Origin of the sequence: Methanobrevibacter sp., assembly GCF_017410345.1 — an archaeon.
Taxonomy (GTDB): domain Archaea; phylum Methanobacteriota; class Methanobacteria; order Methanobacteriales; family Methanobacteriaceae; genus Methanobrevibacter.
In genome coordinates this window covers 1-4,560 of the sequence record NZ_JAFQQZ010000020.1, presented here as the reverse complement: position 1 = coordinate 4,560, position 4,560 = coordinate 1, and the positions used below count along the sequence as shown (strand labels likewise).

The 4,560-nt window shown below is 32.1% G+C and carries 6 protein-coding genes; 3 read left to right on the top strand and 3 right to left on the bottom strand.

The window, feature by feature from the left end; translation table 11 throughout:
• The first annotated feature begins 143 nt into the window (after window positions 1–143).
• Window positions 144–410 (top strand): hypothetical protein, encoded by a 267-nt coding sequence (locus tag IJE13_RS02210; protein ID WP_292776536.1) that lies wholly within the window; start codon window positions 144–146, stop codon window positions 408–410.
• Between the two features lie 70 nt (window positions 411–480).
• Here the strand turns inward: IJE13_RS02210 and IJE13_RS02205 are convergent, their stop codons facing one another.
• Window positions 481–714 (bottom strand): hypothetical protein, encoded by a 234-nt coding sequence (locus tag IJE13_RS02205; RefSeq protein ID WP_292776534.1) that lies wholly within the window; start codon window positions 712–714, stop codon window positions 481–483.
• A gap of 129 nt (window positions 715–843) precedes the next feature.
• Window positions 844–2,064: an FprA family A-type flavoprotein gene (locus IJE13_RS02200; RefSeq protein WP_292776532.1), complete on the bottom strand. Its 1,221-nt coding sequence runs from the start codon at window positions 2,062–2,064 to the stop codon at window positions 844–846.
• A gap of 149 nt (window positions 2,065–2,213) precedes the next feature.
• Between IJE13_RS02200 and IJE13_RS02195 the strand changes: the two genes are divergently transcribed.
• Window positions 2,214–3,095 (top strand): alpha/beta hydrolase, encoded by an 882-nt coding sequence (locus IJE13_RS02195; RefSeq protein WP_292776530.1) that lies wholly within the window; start codon window positions 2,214–2,216, stop codon window positions 3,093–3,095.
• 323 nt (window positions 3,096–3,418) lie between these two features.
• Entirely contained in the window at window positions 3,419–4,327 is a 909-nt protein-coding gene (locus tag IJE13_RS02190) for a pyrroline-5-carboxylate reductase dimerization domain-containing protein (RefSeq protein WP_292776528.1), read from the top strand.
• Between the two features lie 8 nt (window positions 4,328–4,335).
• Here the strand turns inward: IJE13_RS02190 and IJE13_RS02185 are convergent.
• On the bottom strand, window positions 4,336–4,560 hold a 225-nt coding region (locus tag IJE13_RS02185; protein WP_292776526.1), incomplete at its 5' end, for a hypothetical protein.

Here is a 4,560-nt window from a genome sequence, read left to right as displayed (position 1 = left end):
TTTTAATATAATATTATAAAAATAAGTTCAAAGAAAAAATAAAAAAAGTGTGAATCATGTCATCATCAAAACAAATGAAAACTGTTTTAAAATAGGTTGCAATCATTTGCATTGCACTATTTATTATCATCTCAATTTCCAGCATGTCCAGCAATCATGATAAAAATTCTCAATCAGAATATAATTTCAATCTCAGTCATGATGACGGAGATGTGGTTGATGAATCATATGATATTGATTATGAAAATGATTCCAATATTGAACTGGATGATAACTCAAATGAAAATTATCAGGGTGTGGATGATTCACCATATTCAATAGCAAAAAACGACCCAGATTGGTACTATGACCACTATGATTATGGAGACTATGATGACATTGATGAATACTTGGAATCCCAAGGATATTAAATAATGGATTTCAATATAAGTATCATTTTAATTAATCGAATAATTAAAATAATTAAAAGCAGTTATTAATCTAATCAGTAAATTCTATTAGGCCTATATCAACTATGTTAACTTCAAGGTTTTTATCTAAAATTCTGAATTTTCCATCCTTGAATTCAAACTTGTTTTCCTTGGTTAGGGTATATGATCTCCCATCAACTAAATAGACATAAACATATGAAAAATTCTCAACCAATTCCTCAACTGATTTTTGATTATGTTCCTCAATCATTCTCAAGTCATCTTCTTCACTAATGGCAATCACCGAATATGATAATATCATTTGAATTAAAAATTTTAAAAAAAAAAGGATATGGAAAAATAAAAAAATGAATTATAAAATTCTTCTAATAAAAAAAGTAAAAATAGCTAAATAAGAAAAAGAATAGAAAAACTATTCCTTAATCATTTGAGCTACTTTTTTACCTAAGTCATAGCATTCTTCAAGTTGCTCTTCAGTTGGCTTGAAGTCAAGCTCCATCTGTTCGACAACTTCAAATCCTGCTCCTTCGAGGTTTGCTGCAAGGATTCTTGCAGAACCTCCTGCCCATCCTTTTGAACCGAATACTACTGCTTTCTTGGTTTCAATGTTTCCAAAGCTGAGACAATTGAGGTAGTACATCACGTCACCGATTCCAGGGAAAGGATTGTTCATCATTGTTGGAGCACCTACAAAGATTGCCTTGGAGTCAAGGACATCAGTCACTGCATCACTCTTGTCATCATCGTGCATGAAGTACATTTTAACTTCAACACCTTCGGACATGACACCTTCAGCCATTGCATGAGCCATTCTTTGGGTAGAATGGTGCATGGTGTCATAGATGAAGGTGATTTTGGTTCCTTCATAGGTTCCAGTTGACCATTTTGTGTAAAGGTCAATTATGAAGCTTGGGTCGGTGAATATTTGACCGTGACATGGAGCAATCATTTTCAAGATGTCCACCAATCCTAATTTTGCAAGCTCTTCGATTTTTCTTCCGACCATAGGAGAAGCGAGAGTGATTAGGTTTGCATAGTATTTTCTTGCAGCTTCAGTCAAGATGACAGGATCCACATCGCTGTCCAATCTTTCAGAGAGACAAATGTGCTGACCGAATGCATCGTTGGAGAATAGGATTCCATCTTCCATCAACATTGTGAACATGCTGTCAGGCCAGTGAAGCATAGGAGCATTCACGAATTGGAAGGTCTTTCCGCCGATATCCAATGAGTCACCGGTTTTTACGGTATTGAATTCAAAGTCTGCAAGTTCAGGCAAGTGGTTTTTAAGACCAGGCTCAGCCTTTTTGGAACAGTAGACTTCAACATCCGGGAACTTTGCCACAACTTCACCTAAGGAACCGCTGTGGTCGTTTTCAATGTGGTTTTGAATGACTACATCAATTTTGAATTCCCTTCCTTCCTTTTCAAAGGCATCTCTGATTCTTCCCCAGAACTGTTCAGACTTTCCAGGATAGACATTATCGATTAAAGCTACTTTATCTTCTCCAAATACTAAATAACAGTTGTAGGTAGTTCCATTTAAGGTGTATCCGTGGTAGTCACGAATATCCCAATCCAAAACTCCTACCCAGTAAACATTATCTACAATTTTGTATGCATCTGCTTTCATTTTATCACAAATCCTTTTGATTAAAAAATTATAATAAGAATTAATATAATATATAATCATTAACATTAATAAATGTATATGTTTTGTTCGATAGTATAACAACTAATTAAATTGGTTAATGTTCAGCATCTTATGAAAGATGCAGAGATTTGACAATTGAAAATCAAACCGATGATAAAATGACTTTAAGATACTTCAATGATTTGGCATACGAGGAAATCGGAGAGGAAAACAACAAGACAATCCTCTTTTTGCATACAAAATTATTGGACAAATGGATTTGGATTAGGCAAAAGGAGAATCATGCACAATATTTTAATGGTTTTCACTGCATCTTTATGGATTTGCCGAATCATGGAGATAGCAAGTCTGAAGATGATTTTTCCATTAGGAACTCATCTCTTGAAATCGCAAAATTCATAGAAAAATTAATCGAAGAGAAGAACATTGAAAAGGTAAACTTAGTGGCCTTAGGAATTGGAGGGTCAGTAGCCATTGAAATAATTAATGAAAATCCAAGATTAATTGACAATCTGATATTGTCTGGGCTTGAAATAGCTGACCATAAGGAAATCGAAAAAGACAGCATTGTGAATAGGCTGGCCAAGACACAATCAGAATACTTGAATGAAAAGCCCGACTCATTCATAACAAAAGCCTATCTCAGATACTTTGGAATCAATAGGGAACATTACAAAGACGTTGAAAGGATTCTGGACAGATCCATCAAGGAAGAAAGAAGAATATCTTTTGAATCATTGAACTATACAGTTCCCAAAAGCCTGAAGGACAATGATGAAATCATTGAAAAGGACAATGTATTGATCATCTATGGAAGCAAAGAGGATTTGGATTGTGCAAAATCTGCAATCCAACTGAGGAACATATTTAAAAATGCCAAATTGGTAGAGATCATAAGGGGAAACCACCTTTGGAACATAATAGACCATGATCTCTTCAACAACATAATATCCGATTTTATTAGATTGAACCATATTGAAGGAAATTCTAGAATAATGATTTTAGAATAATCTTTTACCACCATAAAAAATTATTTCCCTATTAAAACTTAAACAAATTAATTGATATAATTTAAATTATATTTAACTAAATTATAGTTTAATAAATATAAAATAAAGTTGAATAAATGCTCTAAATCCAAAAATAAAACTGTAAAGTTTATTAATGAGTTAAAAAATAAATTATATTAGTTATAAATAATGTAAAAGTTATTTCATAACTAGATAGTTTTAATAAATATTTTTAATCAGGATTTTGAAAATTCCTTCCATAATATGCATGGAGAACTTTAATCCAAAATCATGATTAGAAAACACATAGTGAAAGGGAAACTATGAAAATAGGAGTTATCGGCTACGGAAATATGGGTTCAATGATAGTAAATAACATCTTGAAACTTAATTTACTATTGGACGATGAAGAATTAATTGTTTCAAATAGACACCTTAATAAATTTGAAAGTTTAATTGAAGAATATCCAGAAGAAAATCTAAACATTACTTCAGATAACAAAGAAGTCGCAACACAATGTGAAAAGATCCTTATTTCCGTAGAAACTCCTCAATTCAAGGAAATCATCCAAGAAATAAAACCATTCATCAATGAGAAGACCCATATCATCTACACTTGTGCAGGACTTAATTTCAGCCATATCAAAAAATTCTATGACGGCAAATTAAGCTTGGTCATTCCCACCTTGGCTTCAACAGTCACTTCCAACAATTCAATAAGCTCACTGGCAAGAAGAAAGGGAGTCACACTCGTAAAGCATAACTCAAAAGTGGAATTGCATGAAAGACTCTTTGTTGAAGACCTGTTCAATGAATTCAGCATAGTTAAAAAAATTGATGACCCTATCTACTTCAATGAGGAGGAGGACAATCTTCATCCGAAGGACAATGAATTGGAAATCAGCACAATAATAAGCAGCTGCGGACCTGCCTTCATTGCAATGATGATTGAAAAATTCGCTCAAAGCTGCACAGATCTCTCAAACCTTTCCAAAGATGAAATAGAGGAAATGATCTTAAAGACAGTCATTGGAACTTCAATGTTAAAGGATGACCAAGAATTAAGCAATTGGGACATCATCAATAAAGTGGCTACCAAAAAAGGAATCACCCAAGAGGGAGTCGACTTATTGGATAAGAAATTCAATAAAATTAGTAAAGACCTAGTCAAAACCTTATTGAACAGATATGATGAAGTCAATGATGAAATGAATGAATCATATCTTAACTGATTTTAATTTTAAACTCTTTTAAAATTATATATAAAAATAGGACAATAAGTCTTTTTTAGTCTTTTAAATAATAATAGATAATTTAAACTCTTTTTAAACTCTTCTAAAAATAATAAAAATAGATGATTAAAATTCTTTTTAAACTCTTCTAAAAATAATAAAAATAGATGATTAAAATTCTTTTTAAACTCTTCTAAAAATAATAAAAATAGATGATTAAAATTCTTTTTAAA